Source organism: Variovorax sp. 3319 (assembly GCF_031456585.1).
GTDB classification, from domain to species: domain Bacteria; phylum Pseudomonadota; class Gammaproteobacteria; order Burkholderiales; family Burkholderiaceae_C; genus Variovorax; species Variovorax paradoxus_P.
Genome location: NZ_JAVDUZ010000013.1, coordinates 78,641 through 101,996, shown reverse-complemented (window position 1 = coordinate 101,996; position 23,356 = coordinate 78,641). Strand labels below are relative to the sequence as shown.

Here is a 23,356-nt window from a genome sequence, read left to right as displayed (position 1 = left end):
CGCCCACTTCGTGAAAACAGTCAAACCCCTGCGGCTGAGCGTCATCACGCGCCCTTTTCTTCGCACCGGCCACCAGCGCCTTGCACTCACGGTAATGGGCATGGTCTCGATGAGCGAAAAGCCGGTGCTGTTGCCCGAAACGGAGTTCTGGAAAACGGTTTCCGATGAGTTGGGCCCGACCGGAGCCATCGACCTGGGCATGCCCAAGATGCGTGCCGAGTTCCTGGCCACCGGTCATGCCTACACCCACCACCAGGCCGACAAGACGGCCTGCGCGGTCGCGGTGCGGGTAGGTGCCCTGTCGCGGCAACTCGTGGTGTTTGGCGACCGTTACTGGATCGACGGCCGCGCGAGCGCGCCGCAACCCTTCGAATCGATGCGGCTGGACTGGACGCGCGCCTACGGAGGCCCGGCCTTTCCCGACAACCCGCTCGGCATCGGGCACCAGCCCGAGCTCGTCAATGGCATGCATGTGCAGCGGCTGCCCAACGTGGAGCGCCCGGATCGACGCATCGACCGGCCATCGCGCGTGGTGGAGCCGGCCTGCCTCGGCCCGGTCGATGTGAGCTGGCCGGCCCGCATGCGGCTCATCGGCAGCGATTACGGCACACACTGGCGCGAGAACCTGTTTCCAGGCTTTGCCGAGGACATGGACTGGCGGCTCTTCAATGCCGCCGCGCCCGAGCAGCGCTGGGCGGAAGCCGATCGCATTCCGGGCGGCACACCCTACGAGATCTGGAACATGCACCCCGAGCAGCCGGTTCTCCGCGGCGTCTTGCCCGACTGGCGGGCGCGCGGCTTCATTGCGCGCAGAGCGGCGAATGCGGCAACGGGCAGCGCAGACCCCGAGCGCTTCGAAGAGGTCGATCTGCGGCTCACCACCGCATGGTTCTTTCCGCACCGCGAGCAGATTGCGTTGATCTTTCATGGCGAAACAGCCATTGCCGAAGACGACGCCGCCGACGTGACGCATGTCATGCCCGCCATCGAGCCGGCGGCGGAGCCGCCGCGCCCGTTGGCCCACTACTTCGAAATTCTCCAGCGCCGCTGCAATCCCGAAACCGGCGTGCTCCATACCTTTCGCGACGACGAACTGCTGCCCGCCGAAACCATCGGCCCCTGGGTCGACCAGGTCGAGGACGAAGACGAATCTCCGCTCCTGCGCAACATGCGCGAACGCGCCCGCCTGCTGCGCGAAGACTTGTCGCAAAAAGGCATGGCGGCCGGCCACAAGGCCCGCCACTTCAAGGAGCGCACGGCGCCAGAGCCCTTCACCAAGATGCCGGCGCTGAGCGAATTGCCGGAATTCATGGTGCGCGCCAAGGCCTATGAACGCGAGCAGATGGCCAAGCTCGAGCAAGGCCAGCGCGACATCGAACAGCTCGCGAAAGCCAACGCCGCCGAATCGCGCAAGGTTGGCTTCGACACCGGCAGGATGGCTGCCGACACGCGGAATACCCAGGTCAAGGGCCCGCCGGCCTTCGACGCCAAGGCTGTGATCCAGGGCATGCTTGGAATCGCGCCCGCCACACGCAGCCCGCAGATGCCGCCGGAGCAGCAGCGCGATCTCGAGCGGGCCGCCGAGAACGGCCGGCGCGGCCTGATCGACATGTACAGGCTCGGCGCGCAGCACCAGGCCGCTGCCGATGCGCTTGACGGCGACCGGGCCCAGGAAGTGCGAGCCCGGGTACGCGAGATCATGGACACCACGCGAGACCTCTCGGGCATGGACCTGACAGGCGCCGAGCTGTCGGGCTTCGACCTGCGGGGCGCCACGCTGCGCCGCACGCTGCTCGAAAGCGCAAATCTCACGGGTGCGCGGCTCGACGGCGCCAACGCGATCGAGGCCGTGCTCGTGCGCGCCAACCTCACCCGGGCTTCGCTCGCGGGATGCGTTCTGCACCGTGCCAACCTGAGCCTCGCGCGTTGCGAGCACACCTCCTGCGTGAACGCGCAGCTGCACGAAGCCACCATCGAGAAAACCCGTTTCGACCACTGCGACTTCAGCGGTGCGCACCTCCAGCACCTGAACCTCTTCGGCATGCACTTCGAGGCGTGCCGGTTCGACGGTGCCCACTTCGACTACGTCACCTTGCTCGAAGGCAGCCGTCTTGTCGACTGCAGCTTTCGCAATGCGCGGCTGCACAAGTTCGGGCTGATCTCCTGCCAGGTCGAACGCCTCGATTTTTCGCACGCCTCGTTCGAAGCCTGTGCCTGGGCGCATACCGGCGGCGACACCGGCGTGGTGTTTCGCGGCGCCACTTTGCGCACCACTTGCTTCGTGGGGAGCAGCAGCTTGCGCACCGCCGACTTCGAGGGTGCCACGCTGGTGCACTGCAGCCTGCGCGAAATGCCGTTGGAAGGCGCGCGCTTTGTGCGCGCAACGCTCGACACCTGCGATCTCTCGTCCTGCATGCTGGTGGGCGCCGACCTGAGCGCAATGGACGCGCCCGACAGCCTCTTCATTCGCGCCGACTTCACCAACGCGTCGCTGCGCGGCGCCAATCTCATGAACGCGCATCTGCAGAAGTCCCGCTTCATGGGGACGGATCTGCGCGAAGCCAACCTGTTCCGCGCCGACGTATCGCAGACCACGATGGATACGGTCACCGAAACGCACGGTGCGTACCTTGAACAGGTCAAGACGCTTCCGCGCCGCGCGGCGGACCCGGTGCAATGACGCCGGAAACCGCTGCACAGAAACTCCGCACCGGCGAACACATCCAGGGGCAGGACTTCAAGGGTATGAACTTCGACGGGCTCGATCTTCGCGGAGGTGTGCTGCGCGAGTGCGACTTCTCGGGAGCCAGCCTTTGCGGCTCGCAGCTCGGAGAGTCGGCCTTCGACACCTGCCGGTTCGACGGCGCGGCCCTGAACGGCGCCGACCTGCAGCGCGCAGCTTTCTACAAGTGCGCCTTGCCGGGCGCGAGCCTGCGTGGCGCCGCAATGACCCGATCCGCCTTCAGCGAGTGCGACTTGCGAGCGGCAGATTTAGCGAATGCCACGGCAGACCTGACGGCCTTTCACCAAAGCATGCTCGACGCCGCGAGCTTCATGCGCGCAGACCTCACGAAGGCGGTGTTCGGTGAATCCAGCCTTGCCGACACACGCTTCGACGAGGTCTCGCTCAACACCACCGTGTACTACAGGGCGGCGCTGCGCGGTGCACGGTTCACGGGCGCGAGCTTTCACAACGTCATCTTCAGCGAGGCCGATCTTTCGGAGCAGGACTTCTCGGCGCAGTCCTTCCACCTGTGCCAGTTCATCGATGCCGACCTGCGCGGCTGCAACTTCGATCGTGCGCGGCTGAGCCAGTGCAACTTCAAGGGGGCGAAGCTGGAGCGCGCAGTGCTCACCTCGGTGCAGGCGCCGCAGTGCCTCTTTCCGGAGGCCGACCTTCGCCGCGCCGACGGCCGCGGCGGGCATTTCGACCAGAGCCTTTGGATAGGCGCGCGGCTGGACGACGCCGACTTCTCCGGTGCCCGGCTCGCGCAATGCGTGTTCCACCGCGCTGAATGCCGGCGCACTTCTTTCGCGCGGAGCCATCTGGTGTATGCGGACTTCTCGTACGCCGACCTCTGCGACGCCGACATGCGAGGCGCGTCGTTCCAGCGCACGCAAGTCCATCGCGCCCTGCAGGGCGGCACCCGCTGGAGCGACCGCATCGGCGTGCTCGACAGCGATCCGGCGCTGTTCGAGGCCGAGCGCTTTTCGGCGGCGCGCCAGAGCCCTCCGCAGCGTGCCAGCCGCGACAACTTTGGCCGGCCGCTGCCCCCTTCGCCTTCCGTTGCTGGAGACATCGCCCCATGAGCCACGACGCCGTCCGCGAAAACCTCGGCAGCACAGCCAATGCCGCGCCTGCAGACGCCGGCGCGCACGACATGCGAGCCTTGCTCCACAAACCCCTGCCCGGTGGAGCAGCAGCCGGGTGGGCCGGCAGCGCCCTTGGCCGGGTTACACAGGCACTGCCCGACGACGGCTACCTGGTAGAGGTGCAGCCAGGTGGAGAGCGCTGGCATTGCACGCGCGCGGCAAGCTGCCTGCTGCAGCCGGACATTGGCGACACGGTGCTTGTAGCCGGCCCGCAGCGCGAGCAGGTCTACCTGATTGCCGTCATCACGCAGGCCGATCCTGGCCGTTCGCAGCTGGTGGTGAACGGCAATCTCACACTGCATGCACGGCAGGGAGGCATCGCACTGCATGCAGATACGCAGCTCGACCTTCGTTCGTCCGAGCTGACCCTGGAGGCGAGGAAGGCCCAGGTCGAGGTGAACGAAATGGACTACCGCGGCGCCGAGGTGCGCATGACCACGCTGGTCGCACGTTTCGTCGGCCGCACCTGCGAGGCCGTGCTCGACCGGCTCAGCGTGCTCACGCGGTCCAGCTTCCGGCTCACCGAGGAAGTGGAACAGGTGCGTGCGGGGCACATCGACTACGAGGCCAGGAACACCCTGCGCCTGCATGCCAAGAACACCCTGGTAAGCAGCAAGGAACTCGTCAAGGTGGACGCCGAACAGATCCACATGGGTTGATCAACCAAGAAGGAACATCGACATGTTTGCCAATGCACAGATGATGGGCGTGGACCTGGCCTTTCCGGACGTCTGCAAGACGCCGCCGGCGCTCCCCATCCCCTACCCCAACATCGCGCTCGGGCCGACAGCCATTCCCAACGCCTGGAACATCCTCTATGGCGGCACGCCGGCGCACAACATGGCCACTGTCACGCCCATTACCAATGGCGACAACGCGGGCGTGCTGATGGGCGTGGTGTCGCAAACGGTGATGGGGCCTTCGCGCCACATTACCGGCGCATTCACCGTGCTGCTCAAGGGCACGCCCTGCACGCGCATGACCAGCCTGTCGGTGCAGAACCGCTGCAACATCGTCGGCATGCGCATCGTGCCGAGCCAGTTCAAGGTGCTGGTGCTCGCGGCCTGAGGCTTTCTTTTTTCGGCCTGTTCGCTATTCCGCCTTCACCCCGGCGGTGCGAATCACCTTGGCCCACTTGGTGGTTTCGGCGGTAATGAAGGCGTCGAATTCTTCCGGAGTGCTGCCCGCCGGAATGGTGCCCATGGCGTCGAGCCTGGCGCGCGTCTCGTCGCTCTTGATGACGCGCGCCACCTCTTCCGACATGCGCTTGACGATGTCGCGCGGCGTGCCCGCGGGCGCCAGCATGCCGGCCCAGGTGCTGCCGGTGAAGCCCGCAAAGCCCTGCTCGATGAAGGTCGGCACATCGGGCGCGGCGGCCAGGCGTTTGTCGCCCGCTACGCCAATCAGCCGCACCTTGCCGGCCTTGGCCTGGTTGATGAGGCCCGTGGGCGCATCGAAGAACAGCTGGATCTGGCCGCCCATCAGGTCCGTGAGCGCCGGCACCGCGCCGCGGTAGGGTATGTGGATCATGTAGGTCTGCGTGAGCGACTTCCACAGCTCGGTCGTCAGGTGCGCGGCCGAGCCGTTGCCCGACGAACCGAAGCTCACCTTGCCCGGATTGGCGCGCGCGTAGTCGATGAGTTCGCGCGCAGACTTGAACGGCGCATCGACGTTGACCGCCGCCAGCAGCGGCGACACGCCCATCAATGAAACACCGCTCAAGTCCTTCTTCGGGTCATACGGCAGCTTGGGGTACAGCGTGGTGTTGGCCGCGTAGGCCGCAATGACCACCCCGAAGGTCGTTCCATCAGGTGCGGCCTTGGCGATGGCATCGACGCCGATCAGGCTGTTGGCACCGGGCTTGTTGTCCACGAGCACGGGTTGGCCGAGCCGCGCCTGCAGGCCCACCTGCACCAGCCGCGCCATCTGGTCGGTAAAGCCGCCCGGCGTGTACGGCACGATGATGCGGATCGGCTTGCTGGGCCAGGCGCTTTGCGCGAGCGCGGGCCACGGAATGGTTGCGGCCGCGGTGGCGGCAAGGGTGAATCGGCGGCGCGAAATTGGGGCCTGCTGCATGTGGGTCGGCTTTCTCTGAAAAGAGTGAGCCGGCCATTCTCGAAGCCGCTGCGCGCCCGCAAGCTCAGGGTTTGCCCCGGCGATGCGGTTTCATTCAGAGCGGCAGGAGTTCTTGCGTGCGACCGCTTGAAAGCCAAGCCTCGAACTCATCCGAAAGCCGCTGCGCCTCGCGCGTGGCCTTGCTCCAGGCGCCGATGCGGGCCTGTGGGTCGTTCGCAAAACGAATGAAGTCTTTTCGATCGGGCAGCTTGCCGTTGGGGAGCGAACGCACCCAGTCGGCGTCGGGCGCGAGCACCACCATGCGGTCGAGAAAGCCGGTGGACTTGTGCCGCCAGCGCAGGCCCTTGTCGAGCCAGCCCGGCACCACGGAGCGCTGGAAATGCGGGTACAGCACGATGCCTTCGTCGGCGGGTTGGTAATCAAGGTGCAGGTGGTAGTCGGTAATGCCGCCGTCCCAATACGCGCCGCGCGGCGCACCCGGAATGTCGTGCACCGCCGCAAGAAGAAACGGAATCGAGCACGATGCCTGCAGCACCATGTTGAAGTTTTCTTCGCTCAGCGCATGCTGGCGCGTGCGAAAGTCCTTGGTGCCGAAAGGCAGCGCCGCACCGGGCGTGGAAAACACGCAGCGCTCCAGCCATGCGCCCAGGCTCTTGCGGTGCAGGCTGTTGGTGGCAAAGGCGCCCAGGTAGCCAAATGGCGTGCGCGCCCTGCCCTCGCGCCCAAGAATGTGGCGGCCGCGCGAAGTAACCACATGGAGCTTGTAGCGCGAGTGGCCCAGCACCTCGCCGATGCGTCCGCCATAAAAGTCGTGAAGGCTTTCGGCAAAGCGTGCGCTCAGCTGGTCGGGGCTGAGGCGCTTCTGACCCGGGGGCACATCGAACTGCTGGCGCACGTAGTCGTGCTCGAAGCGCTCGAAGGCTTTTTGCGGATCGGACAGGCAGGCCGTTGAAAGCCGCCAGGCGCCGATCGAAGCGCCCACCAAATGCACCGGCTGGCTCGACTGCGCGAGCCAGCGCCCGAAAATGAAGCGGTCGAGCGGCCCGAGGATCAGCCCCTTGGGGCCGCCCGCCGCACCGGGAATGGTGCGCACGTCTTGCGGGCGCAGGCCGTTCGCCTCGATGTGCTTGCGGGCCGCGGGGCCGGCGTAGATGCGCAGTGCTTTCATCGTCATGCCGGCTGCATCAGCAAGAACCGTGCGGCACGGTTTACTTGCGCAGCCCCTGCAGCTTGGCAAACGCGCTGGCCATCTGGCCCGCGGGTTGCGGCGCACTGTCGCGGCGCGAACCCTGCTGCTGGCCACGCCCGGCGCCTTCGAAGCGGTTGTCGCGTGGGCCATCGCGGCGGGCCGGAGCGGCGTCGAGCTTCATCGAGAGGCCGATGCGCTTGCGCGCCACGTCCACTTCCATCACCTTTACCTTGACGATGTCGCCGGTCTTCACCACTTCGCGCGCGTCGTTGACGAACTTGTGGCTCAGCTGGCTCACATGCACCAGGCCGTCCTGGTGCACGCCCAGGTCGATGAAGGCGCCGAACTGCGCCACGTTGCTCACGGTGCCTTCGAGGATCATGCCTTCCTTCAGGTCGGCAATGTCGTCCACGCCGTCGTTGAAGCGGGCCACCTTGAAGTCGGGGCGCGGGTCGCGGCCCGGCTTTTCGAGTTCGCCGAGGATGTCCTTCACCGTGATGACGCCGAATTTATCGTTGGCGAACAGCTCGGGCTTGAGCGTCTTGAGCATCTCGGCGCGGCCCATCAGCTCGGAGATCGGCTTGCCGGTCTTCACGATGATCTGTTCCACCACCGGATAGGTTTCGGGGTGCACGCCGGTAATGTCGAGCGGGTCGGCACCGTCGCGAATCCGCAAGAAGCCCGCGCTCTGCTCGAAGGCCTTGGGACCGAAGCCGGTCACGTCGAGCAGCTGCTTGCGGGTGGAGAACGCACCATTCGATTCGCGCCAGCGCACCACCGCCTTGGCCACGCTGGCCGATAGGCCCGAGACGCGGCTGAGCAGCGGCACGCTTGCGGTGTTGAGGTCCACGCCCACCGAGTTCACGCAGTCTTCCACCACGGCCTGCAGCGTGCGGGCCAGTTCGCTCTGGTTCACGTCGTGCTGGTACTGGCCCACGCCGATGCTCTTGGGGTCGATCTTCACGAGCTCGGCCAACGGGTCTTGCAAACGGCGCGCAATGCTGGCCGCGCCGCGCAGGCTCACGTCGACATCGGGCATTTCCTGCGAGGCGAATTCGCTGGCCGAATACACCGAAGCGCCGGCCTCGCTCACCACCACCTTGTCGACCTTCATCTCGGGCGCGCCGGCCTGGGCGGCCATCTTGGCGAGCAGCTTGATGAGGTCGGCAGCGAGCTTGTCCGTCTCGCGGCTCGCGGTGCCGTTGCCGATGGCGATCAGGTTGACGCCGTGCTTGGCGCAGAGTTTGCCGAGCGTATGCAGCGATCCTTCCCAGTCTTTGCGCGGCTCGTGCGGAAACACGGTGGCGGTTTCGACCAGCTTGCCGGTGGCATCGACCACGGCCACCTTCACACCGGTGCGAATGCCCGGGTCCAGGCCCATGACCACGCGCGGACCGGCCGGGGCGGCCAGGAGCAGGTCGCGCAGGTTGTCGGCAAACACCTTGATGGCAACCTTCTCGGCGTCTTCACGCAGGCGGGTGAACAGGTCGCGCTCGGTCGAAAGCGCGAGCTTCACGCGCCAGGTCCAGGCCACGCACTTGCGAATGAGGTCGTCGGCCGGGCGGCCTGCATGGCTCCAGCCCAGATGCAGCGCGATCCTGCCTTCGGCAATGCTGGGCTTGCCCGGCTCGGGCTCCACCGGCAGCACCAGCTTGGCGTCGAGAATGTCCAGCGCGCGGCCGCGAAACACGGCCAGCGCGCGGTGCGAAGGCACGCGGCCAATGGGCTCGTCGTAGTCGAAGTAGTCGCGAAACTTGGCGACATCGGCGTTGTTCTCGTCCTTGCCCGCCATGAGCGTCGACTTGAGCAGGCCTTCGGCCCACAGCCATTCGCGCAGGCTCTGCACCAGGGCCGCATCTTCGGCCCAGCGTTCCGAAAGAATGTCGCGCACGCCGTCGAGCACGGCCGGCACGGTCGAGAAATCAGGCCCCGGCTTGCCGTCGTCGAGCGTGGTGGCGGGCTGCAGGAAGGCCTTGGCCTCCACCGCGGGGTCTAGCATCGGGTCGGCCAGCAGCTTGTCGGCGAGCGGCTCGATGCCGAATTCGCGCGCAATCTGGCCCTTGGTGCGGCGCTTCTGCTTGAACGGCAGGTACAGGTCTTCGAGCTCCTGCTTGGTCGGCGCAAATTCGATGGCGGCGCGCAGTTTGGGCGTGAGCTTGCCCTGCTCGTCGATGCTCTTGATGACTGCGGCGCGGCGGTCTTCGAGCTCGCGCAGGTAGGCCAGGCGTGCTTCGAGCTCGCGCAGCTGAATGTCGTCGAGGCCGTCCGTGACCTCCTTGCGGTAACGGGCAATGAATGGAACCGTGGCGCCGCCATCGAGCAGTTCGATGGCCGCCTTCACCTGGTGCTCGCCTACCTTGATCTCGGCGGCAAGCTGGCGAATGATTTTCTGCATTTCTGAATGACGTCCCTGTCACGCACGGCCGGCGGTGCCGACGGTGCTTGGCGAATAAAGCGCTGAAGTTTGCCATAGGGCGGAAGGCGGCCATTCGATGGACGCTGCCGGCAGACCGCACAATCCGCTCGGTGCAAACCCCTCCCCCATCCGCTCCCCCGCCGGCCGGCCCTCGCTCCGCATCGGCGCTGCGAAAGCTCCTGCGCACACTGATGGCTGTGCTGCTGGTGCCGGTGCTGCTGTTCGAAGAATGGGGCTGGGTGCCGCTGGCTGCCCTGGCCGCCCGGCTGGCGCGCCTGCCGCTTTGGGCCCGCGCGGAAGACTGGCTGCGCAACCTGCCTCCATGGGGGGCGCTACTGGCTTTCTTTTTGCCGGTGCTGCTGCTGTTGCCGGTAAAGGTGCTGGCGCTTTACCTGTTCGGCCACGGCCACTCGGCAACCGCCGTCAGCTTGCTGGTCATCGCCAAGCTGGCAGGCACCGCCATCGTGGCGCGTATTTTTCAGCTGGTCGAAGGGGCGCTCATGCGCATTCCGCTGTTTGCCCGCTGGTACCCGCGCTGGAAAGCGTGGAAGGACCACGTGCTGGCGCTTGTACGCGAGAGCCGCCCCTGGCGCGTGGTGCGCGCCTTCAACCGGCGTGTGCATCGCTTCTGGCGCCGCCTGCGCGGCCAAGCGTTCTGATATTTTTACCCGGGTATATTGCCTTTGATTGTTTTACCCGGATAAAATAGAAAGCATGAACACCTCCATGCCAGCCGAAACAACTCCAACAGCCATGGCCAGCACCACCATTACCGCCTTTTCCGGTTTCCGGCGTGTTGCGGGCGGCACCAGAAGCGAAGTCATCGCGCAACTGCGCCAGCTTCCTGATGCCGCGCCGGTGCTGCTTTTCGACGATTCGACCGGCGCACAACTCGACCTCGACATGCGCGAAGAAGCCGCATCCGCCGAACCCGAAGCCCACGACGAAGCACCGCGCACCGTCGGGCGCCCCAAGCTCGGCGTGGTGGCACGCGAAGTCACCCTGCTCCCGCGCCACTGGGACTGGCTCGGCCGCCAACCGGGTGGCGCCTCGGTCGCGTTGCGGCGCCTCATCGACGACGCGCGCCGAGTGCACGCCGACCGCGACACCGTGCGCGCCGCACGCGAGGCCGCCTACCGCTTCATGACGGCCATTGCGGGCGACCTGGCCGGCTTCGAGGAAGCCACGCGTGCGCTGTTCGCGGGTGAACGCGAACGCTTCAATGAGCTGACCGCGCCATGGCCCGAAGACGTCAAGGTGCATCTGCAGAAGCTCGCAGCCACCGCATGGAGCGCCGCATGAGCACCACGCCCACCACCACCACCACCACCACCACCAACGAAGCACCCGAGGACAAGAGCGGCCTGCGCGGCACCCCCGTGGCTGCCGTCGGCGCGCCGCGCGCGCTGTGGAAGACCTTCCTGTTCTTTCTAGCGCCGATGCTGCTCAGCAACATCCTGCAGTCGCTGTCGGGCACCATCAACAACATCTACATCGGCCAGATGATCGGGGTGAGCGCCCTGGCAGCGGTGTCGAGCTTTTTTCCGGTGATGTTCTTCTTCATCGCGTTCGTCATCGGCCTGGGGGCCGGCGCCTCGGTGCTCATCGGCCAGGCCTGGGGCGCGCGCGACGTTGCAAAGGCCAAGGCCGTGGCCGGCACTACCCTGGCGGTCGGCATCCTGCTCGGGCTTGCCGTGGCGGTGTTCGGCGGCGCCTTCACCACGCCGCTCCTGGCACTGCTCGGCACGCCGCCAGACGTGCTGGCCGACTCGACGAGCTATGCCCGCATCATGCTGATCGCGATGCCGGGCTTGTTCGTCTTTCTGCTGTCCACCGCCATGCTGCGCGGTGTGGGCGACACGGTCACCCCGCTGCTCACGCTGATCATTTCGACGGTGACGGGCCTTGTCGTCACGCCGGCGCTCATTCGCGGCTGGGGCGGCTTGCCGCAACTCGGCGTTGCAAGCGGCGCCTGGGCCACGGTGGTGGCCTTCGTGGTCGCCACCCTGTGGCTGGGCTGGCGGCTGCGCAGCCGCAACAGTCCGCTGGCACCGGACGCAGAGTTGATCCGCCACTTGCGCATCGACCCCAAGCTATTGAAGGCGGTGCTCAAGGTCGGCGTGCCCACGGGCGTGCAGATGATCGTGGTGGCGCTTGCCGAAATTGCCCTGCTCTCGCTGGTGAACGGCTATGGCTCCGGCGCCACCGCGGCGTATGGCGCGGTGAACCAGGTGGTGGCCTATGTGCAGTTTCCGGCCATCTCGATTGCCATTACGGCTTCGATCCTGGGGGCGCAGGCAATCGGCGCCGGCCGTGCAGACCGGCTCGGCGCCATTGCCAAGACGGCACTGCTGATGAACCTTGCGCTCACGGGCGGGCTGGTGCTGCTGGGCTACCTGTTCTCGCGCCATCTCATGGGCTTTTTCATTACCAGCGCGCCGGTGATCGAAATTGCGCAGACCTTGCTGCACATCATGCTGTGGAGCCTGGTGATATTCGGCATGGCCGCAGCCATTTCGGGGATCATGCGCGCCAGCGGCTCGGTGCTGGTGCCCACGGCTATCTCGATCCTCTGCCTCATCGGTATCGAGGTGCCCGTGGCCTGGTTCATGAGCCACCGCATCGGGCTCAACGGCATCTGGTATGCCTACCCCGTGACCTTTGGCGCGATGCTCTTGCTGCAGACGGCCTACTACCGGCTGGTGTGGCGCAAGAAGGCGATCAAGCGGCTGGTGTAGCCGCATGGCGCGGCACGGGGCGGCGAATCACTCGCCGTCGAACGCCTTCTGCACGGTGGCGATGTCGAGCTTGATCATCTTCATCATCGCCTGCATTGCGCGGGCGGCCTTGGCCGGGTCCTTGTCCTGGAACATGCGCAGGATGGGCGTGGGCGCCACCTGCCACGACACGCCGTAGCGGTCGGTGAGCCAGCCGCATTGCACCGGCTGGCCGCCGCCCTCGAGCAGCTTGTCCCAGTAGTTGTCCACCTCGGCCTGCGTTTCGCAACGCACCAGCATCGAGATGGCCGGCGTGAACTTGTATTGCGGCCCGCCGTTCAGCACCATGAACTCCTGCCCGTCGAGTTCGAACATCGCGGTGAGCAGCGAGCCCTTTAGGCTGGGGTTCTCGTCGCCCCAGAACTGTTTTTGGGTGAGGCGCGAATTGGGAAAGATGCTGGTGTAGAACTTCAGCGCGTCTTCGCCGTTGCGGTCGAACCAGAGGCAGGGAACGATTGTCTGCATGGGAATCTCCTGAATGTTAATAATGAACCTGTAGGTTCAGTATTGCGGAGAGGCAAGGATTTTGTCAACCCGTGCAGCGCCTGTCAGCGAGAAGTCTTCACTTCGGCCGAGCGCCGGTGGCTTCCTGGACGACCGGCGCAGCCCCGCCGCCGCCAATCATCAGCCACGCACTCAGCGCGCTGAGCACCGCCAGCCCGGCGCTCAGCAGCATTACCCACCGAAAGCCCGCCACGAAGGATTCGGCCACGGCCCTCTTCAATGCCGAGGCGGTTGCCGCATCCACGCCCGGCGGCAACGCGGCGCCGGCCAGCTTGTCACGCTCGCCCACCAGAAATGCCGACACTTCCGCCGAGGCCTTCATGCCGCGCAGGTTCTCGGCGAGGGCGCTATCGAAAGCCCAGGCCATGACAAGACCGAACACTGCAATGGCCAGCACCGCGGCTGCTCGCGACACGGCGTTGTTGACGCCCGAAGCCACGCCAGCCTGCTCCGGGCCGACCGCGTTCATTACCGTGGTGGTGAGCGGCGCCACCGTCACCGTCATGCCGAAGCCCAGCACCACCACTGCCGGAAGAAAGCCGCTCCAATAGCTCGCTCCGACGCCGGGCACTGCGAACAGCGCAAAGCCGACGGCGGCAATCGAGGGGCCGATGACCAGCGGAAGCCGCGGCCCGAAGCGGTCGACCAACTGCCCGGCCCAGCCCGAAAGCGCGAACATGATGAAGATGAACGGCAGCAGCGCCGCGCCCGCCACCGTGGCCGAGTAGCCCTGCACCTGAATGAGGTTGAGCGGAAAGAAATACAGCCCACCGCCGAGCGCGGCATACAGCAGCAAGGTAAGCAGGTTGGCCCCGCTGAAGTTGCCGATGCGCAGCAGCGCGAGAGGCAGCATGGGCGTTTGCGCCCTGCGCTCCACGGCAATGAAGCCCGCACTTGCCGCAACACCAATGACCAGGGCGACCAGCACCGCCGGCGAGTTCCAGTGCTGCGTAGGTGCCTCGATGAATGCGTAGACGATGCCGCCGAGCCCGGCGGTTGCGAGCAGCGCACCCAAGAAGTCGAGCCCGCCGCTTGCGGAAGACCCACGGCTTTCGGGCACGTGCCGCCACACGATCCAAAGCACCAGCAGTGCCATCGGCACGTTGATGAAAAAGGCCCAGGCCCACGAGAATTGGTCGACCAGAAAGCCGCCGAGCACCGGCCCCGCAGCCGCGGTAATGCCGCTGAAGCCCGACCACACGCCGATGGCCTTGCCGCGTTCTTTTTCAGGAAACGCCGCGCTGATGAGTGCCAGGCTGCCAGGCACCAGCAAGGCACCGCCAATGCCCTGCACTGCGCGCGCGGCAATCAGTTGCTGCACATTGGCCGCCAGCCCGCAAGCGACCGATGCCACCGCGAAGATGCCGACACCGATGGCAAAGATGCGGCGCCGCCCGAAATGGTCGCCGAGCGCACCGCCCACCAGCAACAGCGCCGCAAGCAGCAAGGCATAAGACTCGACCACCCATTGCGCCTGGAATGCGGTTGCCCGCAGGTCGGCCTGAATGGCCGGCAACGCCACGTTGACCACGGTGCCGTCGATGAAGGCCATGCTGGAGCCCACGATTGCTGCGGCCAGCACCCACGGTTTGGAAGCATCGGGGCAGACGCCATCTTGCGGCTTGGTGCCATGCAGGATCAACGTGTTGTCGCAGGGGTCCTTGCCGATTTGCGCCATGGCGTTTGCTCCTGGCTATGGAGTTTTCAGGCCGGGCAGACCGTTGCGGCAGGGTTCGCCCTTGCCGCGCCCACGCTGCGCGCAATGGCAGCCGCCGCTGCCGCCGTGATGCGTTGCGCGCCCTCGGCCACCGCATCGATGCCGCTTGCCACGCCCTCTCCCACGTTCAGCTGGCACACCATGGTGCGAGTTTCGTCGGAGCGCCGCAGCGTCCAGCTGAAGCCTGCGTCAACGCGCCCGCCATCGACGGCGTCGAACTGGCGCACCTGCACCGCAATGCGCCACACGGGTTGCGACGTTTGCCGTCCGCCCTTGGTCACGTCGAGCGCGCCGAGCCGGGCGGCAATGCCGCTGGCCAGTGCATCGCGCAGCTCATTCTCGAACGATGCCGCCCAGCGGTGCTGCTCGAGCACGTCGACCTGCACGCTGCCGTTGGCGCGCCCCACCACCATCTGCGGCCGTGCAAGCCGCTCGGGTACCGCCAGCGGCGCCAGTTCAATGTAGACCGGCGATGCGGTGCCGATGGTCGAAGGTGCGGCTTCTGCGGCCGGCACCGTGCTGGCCAGCGTGTAGTAGTTGTCGGGCTTGCTCGCGCAACCCGCGAGCACCAGCAGCGCTGCGGCCAAGGCACCGAAAAGGAACGGTTGTCTTTTCTTCATTTCTTGTCGTCCGGTTTGCCGCGCAGCAGCGACTCGGGATGGCGTTCGAGGTAGTCGGTCAGCACGCGCACCGAACCGGCAGCCCGGGTCAGTTCGCGCAGTGTCTGGCGCATGTCCTGCTGCAGCGGTGAATCGTCGGCCAGCGTGCGCTCGGCGTTGTTGACCGTCTTGCGCACGTCCTTCATGGCGGCGGCAAGCTCGGGCGTTACGTCGGTGTTGATGCGCGTCACGGCCTGCTCGGTGCTGGCGAGCGTCTTGTTCAGCGTGGCGAGCGTGGTGCGCAGGTCGGCCGCAATCTGCTCGTAAGGTACCTTGTTGAGCTTGCTTGCAATCTCCTGTACCTGCGACTGGATCTCGTCGAGGCTGTTGGCCACGGTGGGCAGTTCGATCGGGTTCTTCTCGAGATCGATCTTCGCCGGCGGTGCCTTCGGGAAAAAGTCGAGCGCGACGTACACCGAACCGGTCAGCAGGTTGCCGTTGCGCAGCTGCGCGCGCAGCCCCTTCTCGGCCAGGAAGCGCAAGCGCTCCTGCTGCGAGGCACGCGACTCCACGCCGCTTTCGCCGGCACGGCGGCGCAGGCGGTCTGGGTAGACCTGCACCAGCACCGGCATGCGGAACTCCCGCTCGGCGCGATCGAACTCAACGCCAATGGACTTGACCTCGCCGATCACCACGCCGCGGAAGTCGACCGGTGCGCCCGGCGTGAGGCCGCGCAGCGACTGGTTGAAGTACATCAACAGCGTCTGCGGCGGACCATCGGGCTCCTTCATGGCCGTGGTTTCGTCTTCTGCAAGCGTGAACGCCGTGTTCTCCTTGGCCAGCGCGCCCATGGCGTCGTCCGGTGCCTTGAAGGCAATGCCGCCAAGCAAGATGGTGGCAAGCGATTGCGTGCGCAGGGTAAAGCCGCTGGCGCTCAGCTGCGCATCGATGCCGCTCGCCTGCCAGAAGCGCGTGTTCACGCCCACGAACTTGTCGTACGGCGCATTGACGAAGATGCGCAGCGTGACCCCGCGGCCGTCGCCATCGAGCTCATAGGCGGCGACCTGGCCCACCTTGATGCGCCTGAAATACACAGGCGAGCCTACGTCGAGCGAGCCGATGTCGGTGGCGCGCAGCAGAAACTGCTGGCCCGAGGCGTCGCGCGTGACGATGGGTGGAACCTCCAGGCCCTTGAACTCGCTGGCGGTTTCCGTCGACACGCCCGCATCGGCGCCGATGTAGGCGCCCGAAAGCAAAGTGCCCAACCCAGAAATACCGGACGTGTCGAGCCGCGGCCGTACCACCCAGAAGCGGGAATCTTCGGCGGTGAAGCCCTTGGCCTCGTTGCTCAGCTGCACGATCACCCGCACGTGCGAGCGGTCTCGCGCAAGCCGCAGGCTTTGCACGGTGCCAATCTGCACGTCTTTGTACTTGACGGCCGTCTTGCCGGCCTCCAGGCCTTCGGCAGTGTTGAAGGTGAGCACGATCTCGGGGCCGCGCTCCAGCAATATCTTGGCGATGAGCATCACGCCGACCAGCGCGGCGACGATGGGAATCAGCCATATCAGCGAAGGCAGCCATTGGCGCCGCCGCACCACGCGCGGCGGCGGCAAGCCGGGCGGGGCCTGGTTGTCGTTCGGTTTGACGTCTTCTTCTTCACTCATGCTGGCTTTTCTTCCCTGTTGTCGGGTGCGGGTTCTTTTCGCTGCCGCACGGCTTGCTGCTGCTCTTTGCTGTCCCACGTGAGCCTGGGGTCGAAGCTCAGCGAGGCCAGCATGGTGAGCACCACCACCGAGCCGAACGCCGCAATGCCCACGCCTGCGTTGATGACTGCAAAGCCCTGGATCTGCACCAGCCCGGTGAGCAGCGACACCACGAACACGTCGAGCATCGACCAGCGGCCGATGATCTCGACGATGTGATAGAGCCTCGCGCGCTCGGGTCTGCGCCAATCGCTTGCACGCTGGGCCAGCAGCGCGAGCAAGATCAGTACCGTGAGCTTGAACAGCGGCACCAGAAAGCTCGCAATGAAGATGATGGCCGCGAGCCCGTAGGCGCCCGAAACCCAGAAGTAGATGACGCCGCTCAGGATGGTGTCGTACTGTGCGCCGAACAGCGTGCGCGTGATCATCACCGGCAGCAGGTTGGCCGGTATGTACATGATGCAGGCCGCAATGAGAAAGGCCCAGGTGCGGCTCAGGCTGTAGGGCTTGCGCGTGTACAGGCGGGTGCCGCAGCGGCCGCAGGGTTCCCCTTCGGCGGCGTCGCGCCACACGGCGTCGCAATGCGGGCAGGCCACAAGGCCGAGCGAGGCGGCCGTGGCCACCGGTGCTTCGTCGCCGTAGTCGCTGGGGTCGCCATGGCTGTCCTCATGGGCGTGAATGCGGCGAAAACGGCCGATCATGCCGCGTCCCTTTCAGGTTCCGCGGGTTCACCGGGCGGCCTGAACGTCATCTCCCAGAAGGCGTTGGGATTGAACGAAAGCACGGCAGTGAGCATGACAGTGAGCGCAATGAACGCCCAGAGCGCCGGCCCGGCCACCACGGTGGCCATGCTCGACAGCTTGACGATGGCCACCAGCACGCCCAGCAAGAACACCTCGACCATTCCCCAGGGCCGCAGCGTCTGCATGGCGCGCACCAGAATGGCAAAACCCGCCGGCCGGTGCTCGCGCTGCAGCGGAACCAGCAGATAGGCCAATATGCAAAGCTGCAGCAACGGAAAAAGAAGCGTCGTCGCCAGCACCAGCAGCGCCACCGGCGACATGCCCTCGGTGCTCAGCACCAGCACGGCGCCGACCAGGGTGGTTTCGCTACGCAGGCCCTTCAGCTCGATCTCGACGATCGGAAACAGGTTGGCAATGGCAAACATGATGAGCGACGCCACCGTCAGCGGCAGGATGCGGCGCTGCTGGTCGCCGGCATGGCGGTAAAGCTCGGTACCGCATCGGGCGCAGCGCGAAACCTCGCGCGGCGCGAGGGGCGCGCGGCTGAAGACCGCATCGCAGCCCGGGCAAACCACGGTTTCAGGTACTTCCGTCATGGGGCCGTACCCTACCCTATTCAGCCATGCTGTCCCGTCGTCTTTAGCCGCAGGGTGCTGAAAACCGCCGCCACGCCGGCGCAGCAGGCCGCCAGCACCAGGGCTACCACCGGCCCGTGGCCGCCGTGCGGGCTCCAGAAGCTGAATAGGCCCGCCAGCACCACCGCTCCCAGCGTCTGGCCCGTGAGCCGCGCCGTACCCAGCATGCCGCTGGCCGCGCCGCTGCGGTGCGCCGGCGGCGAGGTCACGATGGTGTGGTTGTTGGGCGACTGGAACAGGCCGAACCCCAGGCCGCACAGCGCCATGCGCCAGGCAATGTCGGCGTTGCCCGGATGGGCCGGCAGCGCCGCAAGCAGCGCCAACCCGGCGGCAAGCAGGGCAAGGCCGATGCCGCCCAGCAGCCCGTCGGGGTAGCGCCCGATCAAGCGGCCCGCCAGCGGCGCCATCACCACAATGGCCAGCGGCCAGGCGGTAATGAGCAAACCGGCCTCGATGTGGCTGCGGCCGTACACATCGAGCAGCAGGAACGGCAGCCCGATATAGGCCAGCATCTGCGCACAGAAAGCGGCCACCGAAGTGCCCATTGAAAGCGCGAACACCGGAATGCGCAGCAGGTCGATAGGAAAAAGCGGCACCGCCAGCGTTCGCTGCCGCCGCAGGTAGAAGAAACCCACCGCCAGGCCGGCCAGCAGGATGAGCCAGGCGGACGCGTGCGATGCGCCCGCGGCGCCCTCGCGCACCCCCAGGCGGTCCACCCCCAGGAACACCAGCGAGAACATCAGCACATTCAGCGCCACATCCACGGGCGAAAAGCGCAGCCCTGCTGCCGGCGCCACGCGGTTGAACGGCAGCGCCTTCATTCCCAGCGTGAAGACGAGCAACCCGAGCGGCACATTGATGGCAAAGAGCCACGGCCACGAAGCCACCGACAGGATGGCCGCCGCCACCGAGGGCCCGGCCACCGAAGACGTGGCCACCACCATCGAGTTGATTGCCATGCCCCGCCCCAGCAATGCCGAGGGAAAGGTCAGCCGCACCAGCGCCGCATTCACGCTCATGATGCCCGCCGCCCCCAGACCCTGAAACGTGCGGGCGGCAATCAGGGTGCCGAGCGAATCGGCGAAAGTGGCGCCGACAGATGCCACCGTGAACACAGCCATGCCCACCAGGTAGACGCGCCGGTAGCCAACCAGGTCGCCGAGCGACGCCAGCGGCAGCAGCATGACCAGCGTGGCAATCTGGTAGGCGTTCACCACCCATATCGCATGCGAGGGGCTGGCCTGGAGCTCGCGTGCGATACCCGGCAGCGCAAGGTTGACGATGGTGCCGTCGAGCACCGCCACCATGATGCCGAGGATGATGACCAGCATCGCACGGCGGCGCGCGGGTTGCTCCAGCCCGTCGACGGGCTGCGCGGACTCGTTGCTTTCTGGCGCCCGAGCCTCGGCGCCTGCGCGCGTGGTGTTCAAGCCTCTTGCGCTCCTTGTGCGTTGCGCGTGGGCTGCGAAGGCACGCGCCCCAGCGTAAGCCCGGTCAGCACCAGCGCAATCAGTGCGCCGCCGGCCATGCCCGTCACCATGGGCAGCGGGCGCCCGTCGGTAAACAGGCCCACCACCGCCATGGCCAGCGCGCCGGTCAGCATCTGCAGCGTGCCGAGCAACGCCGAGGCCGTGCCGGCAATGGCGCCGTGCATTTCGAGCGCCAGCACGCCGGTGGTCGGAATCACCAGGCCCATGAAGCCCGAGGCAATGAAGTAGAGAACGACCAGCACCCAAAGGCTGTCACCGCCCGTCGCAAAGTAGATGAACATGGCGACCATGGCCGTGCACGAGGCCACCACGCCAAACTTGACGAGGCCCACCAGCCCGAAGCGCTCGCCGAGCGAACCGGTGAGCTGCGAGGCACCGATGAAGGCGGCCGCATTCACGCCGAAGGCCACGCTGTACATCGTGGGCGACAGGCCGTAGTGGTCGATCATCACGAAAGACGAATTCGCCAGGTACGTGAAAAAGCCGGCCAGCGCAAAGCCGCCGATGAACACCAGGCCAAGGTAGTGCCAGTCGCGCAGCAGCAGCCAGTAGGCCGACAAGGCGCTGCCCAGGCTGCTTTCAACACGCTCTGACCGTGGCCGCGTTTCTTGCAGCTGCGCAACCATCATTGCAAGGCCGGCGGCCGCGGCAATGGTCACGGCCCAGAACACGCCGCGCCAGCCCGCCACCGCAATGACGGCGCTGCCAGCCAGGGGCGCGAGGATGGGCGACACGCTGAAAACCAGCATCAGCAGCGACATCAGCCGAGCCGCGTCGGTGCCGGTGTGCAGGTCGCGCACCACCGCGCGCGGAATCGCCATGCCCGCGGCAGCGCCCAGGCCTTGCACAAAGCGCAGCACGATCAGCGTCTGGATATCGGTTGCCAGTGCGCAGCCGATGCTCGCCAGCGCGAAAAGCACCAGCCCGGCATAGAGCGGCGGCTTGCGCCCGACCATGTCGGAGACCGGCCCATACAGCAGCTGGCCCGCACCCAGCGAGAGAAAAAACGCCGTAAGGCTCATTTGCACCGCGCCGATATCGGCGTGCAGGCTTTGCCCGATGGCAGGCAACGCGGGCAGGTACATGTCGATGGCAAAGGGGCCGATGGCGGAGAGCAGGCCCAGCAGCAGGGCCATCTTGAAGAAGGGAGAAGAACGCATTGAACCGATTGTCGCCAAGCGCGGCGAACGGTGCAGGCGTGGGGTCGACGCCGGGCCGTTGCTAATTCTGGACAAAGAGTACGAACTTGGTATTCACGCCGCTTGCACGGGCGCTGTCCGATATTCGCAAGAAAGCAAACGGCGGCTACGCTATCGGCTTCCCGGATATTTACAACGATTCACAACAACTGTCTCCTGGAGGGAGTACCCATGGCCGTCGCGCGCACGATCCATAAAGACCTTTTTCGCGTGTTTTTACTCACCCTGGTGTCGCTCTTCGCCATTCCGGCGGCGACCCTGGTTTTCACCGAATATGCGCTGCGCTCGCAAGACGCCGAGTTCTTGCAGGCAATCGAAGCGCGCATCGCGTCCGACACCCGCCTGTCGGCCGGCGACAAGGCGCTGACCACCGAGTTCTATCGCAGCCACCCGCTGTCCACGGCATGCACAGCCACGGCGCCCGAGGACAAGAAATTTCACGACCAGGTGTGCAGTCCTTATTCGATGCAATGGCAGTTCCATTGGGCCGACCGCGCCGCCATCTGGACGCTGGCGCTCGGCGCCGCGCTGCTGGCGGCCGCACTTGTGCTGGGCGCCCTCGCCTTTGCCAACCGCGGCCTTCGCTATGCCAGCTTTGTGGCGGGCTGGCGGCTCATGACCGTGTCCAGCGCGGTCGAGGTCGTGCTGCAGAGCTCCATGCTGGTGTGGCTGTCGTTCTGGCTCACCGCGTACTTCATGGAGCGCTACTACATCAAGCTGATCGCCATTGCGGGCATTGCGGCCGCGGTGGCGGTTTTCTATGCGATCTACACGATCTTCAAGAAGCTGCCCTTCGGCAACGCGATCGAAGGCGAGGTGGTTGCCGAAGCCGATGCGCCGCGTTTGTGGAACCGCATTCGCGAACTGGCCACCCGCGTGAAGACCACGCCGCCCGACCACGTCGTCGCAGGCATCGACACCAACTTTTTCGTGACCGAGACGCCCTGCGATGTTCGCGGCCAAACCCTGCACGGCCGCACGCTGTTCGTGAGCATTCCGCTGCTGCGCGTGCTCGACCAGACCGAAGCCGACGCGGTGCTCGCGCACGAGCTGGCCCACCTGGGCGGCGGCGACACCAAAAGCAGCGCCGCACTCGGCCCCAAGCTGCAGCAGTTCGACCAGTACACCTGGGAAATGCGCAGCGGCGGCCTGACCATCGTTGCGCACTTTCTGCTGCGCCTGTATCGAATGATCTTTTCGTTTGCCCTGGCGCGCGACAGCCGCGAGCGCGAATTCAAGGCCGACCGCGTCTCCGCGGGCCTGACGGCGCCAAACGCCATCGTGCAATCGCTCATCAAGATTTCGGCCTACGCCAGCTATCGCAACGACGTGGAGCAGAAACTCTTCGAGCACAACCGCCAGCATGACGGTGCCCTTGGCATTGCCGGCTTCGTGGCCGCCGGCCTGCCGCCGTACGCGGGCTCGGAGGCGTTCATCGAGACGATGAAAACCGCCGACGTGCCGCATCCCTACGACACCCATCCGCCGCTCCTCGAGCGCATGCGCAACGTGGGGCATCACGTGCCCGAAAGCGACTACGGCACCATCGTTTCGACCGCGCCGCAAGCCTCATGGGCCGACGAGATCGAAACTGCCGCCGACATCGAGGCGCGCCTGTGGAGCGACTACGAGCAGCGCTTCGTGCAGAACCACGAATTGAGCCTTGCCTACCGCTACGAACCCGCCACGGAAGAAGAACGCGCCGTGGTGCTGCGCCACTTTCCGCCGGTGGAGTTTGCACTGAAGAACGATGAAAGCGTGCAGGTGAGCTACGAGGGCCTGCACCAGAGCGTCGACGGCGGCTCGACCATCGGATGGGACGAGGTCAAGGACCTGACCTACCAGGACAACACCTTCGGCGATGTGCTGGTCGTGACGCACCACGACAAGGGCATGCTCGGCGCGCGCACCACCAAAGTGAAGGTGGCCGGACTCGGCAAACAGAAAGACAACTTCAAGGGCGTTGTCGGCCACTACTGGCAGCGGCACCAGATCATGAGGGCGGAACAGGCGGGTTCGAAGCAGGAATGAGGAAGCGCGCCGCTGGCGGGCGCAGGTTTCTTACCCTGCTCCCGCCTCTCGCGTTGCTGGCTGCATCGGCGCCCTGCCTGGCTTCATGGAGCATTGAAGACGCCCGCTCCACCGCCGAGATTCACGGCCTGTACGAGATACGGGAAGAAGCCCGCCGCTTTGTCGCCAGGGAAAACGCAACGGGGCAAGGCGATTGGATTGCGCTCGATCCCAATCTGAAAATTCTCGTCGCCAGGTGCGCGGTTCCTCTCAAGACGCAGTGGACACCGCGCAGCTACGGAATGACGGGACGCAATGTGATGGTCAGCTGCGCCCAGGTCGCGCTGCCCCACAAGCCATGGAACGTGCACGTTCCGGTCGGAAGAACTTCCCCCAGGCCGCCAGCTAGCCGCTAGTACAAGGTG

19 protein-coding genes are annotated in these 23,356 nt (G+C 65.9%); 8 read left to right on the top strand and 11 right to left on the bottom strand.

Going from position 1 to position 23,356, the window contains the following annotated elements; all coding sequences use genetic code 11:
• Window positions 1–10 precede the first annotated feature (10 nt).
• From J2X67_RS23910 to J2X67_RS23895, 4 genes are read left to right on the top strand one after another with little or no spacing between them, the layout of a single operon-like run.
• Window positions 11–2,680: a DUF2169 domain-containing protein gene (locus J2X67_RS23910; RefSeq protein WP_309957164.1), complete on the top strand. Its 2,670-nt coding sequence runs from the start codon at window positions 11–13 to the stop codon at window positions 2,678–2,680.
• Entirely contained in the window at window positions 2,677–3,810 is a 1,134-nt protein-coding gene (locus J2X67_RS23905; protein WP_309957162.1) for a pentapeptide repeat-containing protein, read from the top strand. Before J2X67_RS23910 ends, J2X67_RS23905 begins: the two co-directional genes overlap by 4 nt.
• Window positions 3,807–4,532 (top strand): DUF3540 domain-containing protein, encoded by a 726-nt coding sequence (locus tag J2X67_RS23900; protein WP_309957160.1) that lies wholly within the window; start codon window positions 3,807–3,809, stop codon window positions 4,530–4,532. The genes J2X67_RS23905 and J2X67_RS23900 overlap by 4 nt, the downstream gene beginning before the upstream one ends.
• 22 nt (window positions 4,533–4,554) lie before the next feature.
• Window positions 4,555–4,941, top strand: coding sequence for a DUF4150 domain-containing protein (locus J2X67_RS23895; protein ID WP_057590264.1), 387 nt, complete (start codon window positions 4,555–4,557; stop codon window positions 4,939–4,941).
• Between the two features lie 24 nt (window positions 4,942–4,965).
• Here the strand turns inward: J2X67_RS23895 and J2X67_RS23890 are convergent, their stop codons facing one another.
• The 3 genes from J2X67_RS23890 to J2X67_RS23880 form a co-directional block, all read right to left on the bottom strand.
• Entirely contained in the window at window positions 4,966–5,949 is a 984-nt protein-coding gene (locus J2X67_RS23890) for a tripartite tricarboxylate transporter substrate binding protein (RefSeq protein ID WP_309957155.1), read from the bottom strand.
• Window positions 5,950–6,043: 94 nt separating this feature from the next.
• On the bottom strand, window positions 6,044–7,117 hold the full coding sequence (locus tag J2X67_RS23885) for a patatin-like phospholipase family protein (protein WP_309957371.1): 1,074 nt from the start codon (window positions 7,115–7,117) through the stop codon (window positions 6,044–6,046).
• 40 nt (window positions 7,118–7,157) lie between these two features.
• Entirely contained in the window at window positions 7,158–9,533 is a 2,376-nt protein-coding gene (locus J2X67_RS23880; protein ID WP_309957153.1) for a Tex family protein, read from the bottom strand.
• 212 nt (window positions 9,534–9,745) lie between these two features.
• On the opposite strand from J2X67_RS23880, the gene J2X67_RS23875 reads away from it, so the two are divergent.
• The 3 genes from J2X67_RS23875 to J2X67_RS23865 all read left to right on the top strand — a co-directional run bounded on the left by J2X67_RS23875 (window position 9,746) and on the right by J2X67_RS23865 (window position 12,292).
• Window positions 9,746–10,213: a hypothetical protein gene (locus J2X67_RS23875; RefSeq protein WP_309957151.1), complete on the top strand. Its 468-nt coding sequence runs from the start codon at window positions 9,746–9,748 to the stop codon at window positions 10,211–10,213.
• 67 nt (window positions 10,214–10,280) lie between these two features.
• Window positions 10,281–10,856: a DUF2239 family protein gene (locus tag J2X67_RS23870; protein WP_309957149.1), complete on the top strand. Its 576-nt coding sequence runs from the start codon at window positions 10,281–10,283 to the stop codon at window positions 10,854–10,856.
• Window positions 10,853–12,292 carry an MATE family efflux transporter gene (locus tag J2X67_RS23865; protein ID WP_309957147.1) on the top strand — a complete coding sequence of 480 codons (1,440 nt, stop codon included), beginning with the start codon at window positions 10,853–10,855 and terminating at the stop codon, window positions 12,290–12,292. Before J2X67_RS23870 ends, J2X67_RS23865 begins: the two co-directional genes overlap by 4 nt.
• 27 nt (window positions 12,293–12,319) lie before the next feature.
• On the opposite strand, the gene J2X67_RS23860 is transcribed toward J2X67_RS23865, so the two are convergent.
• From J2X67_RS23860 to J2X67_RS23825, 8 genes are all read right to left on the bottom strand, one after another.
• On the bottom strand, window positions 12,320–12,796 hold the full coding sequence (locus J2X67_RS23860; protein ID WP_309957145.1) for a VOC family protein: 477 nt from the start codon (window positions 12,794–12,796) through the stop codon (window positions 12,320–12,322).
• Between the two features lie 97 nt (window positions 12,797–12,893).
• The gene (locus J2X67_RS23855; RefSeq protein WP_309957143.1) at window positions 12,894–14,513 is read right to left on the bottom strand and encodes an MFS transporter; all 1,620 of its coding nucleotides are present in this window, start codon (window positions 14,511–14,513) and stop codon (window positions 12,894–12,896) included.
• 26 nt (window positions 14,514–14,539) lie between these two features.
• The gene (locus J2X67_RS23850; RefSeq protein ID WP_309957142.1) at window positions 14,540–15,172 is read right to left on the bottom strand and encodes a PqiC family protein; all 633 of its coding nucleotides are present in this window, start codon (window positions 15,170–15,172) and stop codon (window positions 14,540–14,542) included.
• A complete protein-coding gene (locus J2X67_RS23845; RefSeq protein ID WP_309957140.1) occupies window positions 15,169–16,815 on the bottom strand; it encodes an MlaD family protein in 1,647 nt (548 codons plus the stop codon). Before J2X67_RS23845 ends, J2X67_RS23850 begins: the two co-directional genes overlap by 4 nt.
• Window positions 16,812–17,555, bottom strand: a complete 744-nt coding sequence (locus J2X67_RS23840) for a paraquat-inducible protein A (RefSeq protein WP_309957137.1) — start codon at window positions 17,553–17,555, stop codon at window positions 16,812–16,814. Before J2X67_RS23840 ends, J2X67_RS23845 begins: the two co-directional genes overlap by 4 nt.
• On the bottom strand, window positions 17,552–18,193 hold the full coding sequence (locus tag J2X67_RS23835) for a paraquat-inducible protein A (protein WP_309957135.1): 642 nt from the start codon (window positions 18,191–18,193) through the stop codon (window positions 17,552–17,554). Before J2X67_RS23835 ends, J2X67_RS23840 begins: the two co-directional genes overlap by 4 nt.
• Window positions 18,194–18,213: 20 nt before the next feature.
• A complete protein-coding gene (locus tag J2X67_RS23830) occupies window positions 18,214–19,563 on the bottom strand; it encodes an MFS transporter (protein ID WP_309957369.1) in 1,350 nt (449 codons plus the stop codon).
• A 95-nt stretch (window positions 19,564–19,658) separates the two neighbouring features.
• Window positions 19,659–20,882, bottom strand: a complete 1,224-nt coding sequence (locus J2X67_RS23825; protein ID WP_309957133.1) for a multidrug effflux MFS transporter — start codon at window positions 20,880–20,882, stop codon at window positions 19,659–19,661.
• A 210-nt stretch (window positions 20,883–21,092) separates the two neighbouring features.
• Here J2X67_RS23825 and J2X67_RS23820 point away from each other — a divergent pair, with 210 nt between their 5' ends.
• Window positions 21,093–22,952: a M48 family metallopeptidase gene (locus tag J2X67_RS23820; protein WP_309957131.1), complete on the top strand. Its 1,860-nt coding sequence runs from the start codon at window positions 21,093–21,095 to the stop codon at window positions 22,950–22,952.
• The last annotated feature ends 404 nt before the right edge of the window (window positions 22,953–23,356 follow it).